General features: G+C 57.0%; 1 protein-coding gene and 1 pseudogene. Both read left to right on the top strand.

Going from position 1 to position 1,527, the window contains the following annotated elements; all coding sequences use genetic code 11:
* Window positions 1–1,166 (top strand): efflux RND transporter permease subunit (locus ACVBEF_RS21155; RefSeq protein ID WP_447125863.1); only part of this gene is annotated, 1,166 nt, incomplete at its 5' end.
* Window positions 1,167–1,177: 11 nt separating this feature from the next.
* Window positions 1,178–1,527, top strand: a pseudogene (locus ACVBEF_RS21150) (hypothetical protein); the annotation flags it as partial.

Below are 1,527 nucleotides of genomic sequence, written 5' to 3'. Positions count from 1 at the left end.
GTGCGCGCTGGTTACGCACGCTGGCCCGCGTGGCCGAGCCGCGCAATGCGGTCATCACGCTGGTGCTGGTGGCCGCTGTGTTTGCCACTGCGGTGTGGCAAAGCCGTGACCGTGTGGTCGGCACGCTGCAACCGGGCGCGCCGGAATTACGGGCCGAGGCACGCTTCAATCGCGATGCGGTGTCGATTGCCGACAACTACGACGTTGGCTTGGATTGGTTATCGGTCGTGATTGCCGCTCCACCCGATTCGTGCGAAAGCCCGGCGGTTGGTGCGTTTGATGACAACCTGGCTTACTCGCTTAAAAACGTCCCCGGAATCGTCTCCATCAGTTCGTATGCCGACAATTTGCGTACCTACAATCAGGGCTACAACGAAGGCAATCCCAAGATGAATGTGGTCCCGATTGATACCGGCAACTACGCCGGTTTATCGACCGAGATCGGGCGCGTGCGCGGTTACCTCAACAAAGATTGCAGCATGACGGCAGTGCATTTGTATTTGGCCGATCATAAGGCGACCACCATCAATGGTGTGATCGATGCGGTCAAAGCGTTCCGCGATACGCATCCCACACCGGGCGTGACGATCCGGCTGGCCGCGGGTAATGCTGGACTATTGGCAGCGATCAACGACGAAGTAGCGAAGAGCGAGTTGCCGATGATGCTGTATGTGTATGCCGCGATTATGGTGTTGGTGTTTTTGGTGTATCGCGATTTCCGGGCCGTACTGGCGTGCTGCTTGCCGCTGACGGTAGGGACCTTTATCGGCTATTGGTTTATGAAGGAGTTTCAGATCGGATTGACCGTTGCGACCTTGCCGGTGATGGTGCTGGCGGTGGGGATCGGCGTCGATTACGCGTTTTATATCTATAACCGCTTGCAGGGCCATCTGGCCGCTGGCGTGCCGATTGTGAAGGCGATTGAGCAATCGATTCTTGAGGTCGGCATGGCGACGATCTTTACCGCCATTACGCTGGCCGTCGGTGTGGCGACCTGGAGCTTTTCGTCCCTGAAGTTTCAAGCCGACATGGGCAAGTTGCTGGCGTTTATGTTTATCGTTAATTTGATTATGGCGATGACGGCGTTGCCAGCGCTGGCTGTGGTGCTGGAGAAGATTTTTCCACGTCGGTCACCGGTGCGTGCGCCGGGTGTGTTTAGTCATTAGGAGCAGTGGCCATGAAAATAATGAATCGAACTTGGTGCGGGCTCATTGGCTTGCTGGTGTTGTGTGGTGTTGCGCATGCTACGGAGCCAACCGTCGCCATCAAACCGGCGTTGCAGATATTGCCAGCGGAGCATTTTAGTGCGGCTGCCAGTGCGCAGATGTTGGCGGCAACGCGGACCGGGGCTGATAAGCGCATCGTGGCGGTCGGCGATCATGGGGTGGTGATGTTGTCGGATGATGAAGGGAAGACATTTCGGCAAGCTAAGGCTGTGCCGGTGCGCTCGACTTTGACGGCGGTGTCGTTTGCGGATCGATTCGTGCTTGTCCGTGGTACTCGGCATAGAACTACTGAGTCGGAGAC

The organism is Glaciimonas sp. GG7, assembly GCF_052976905.1.
This window is presented reverse-complemented; position numbering and strand designations above follow the sequence as displayed.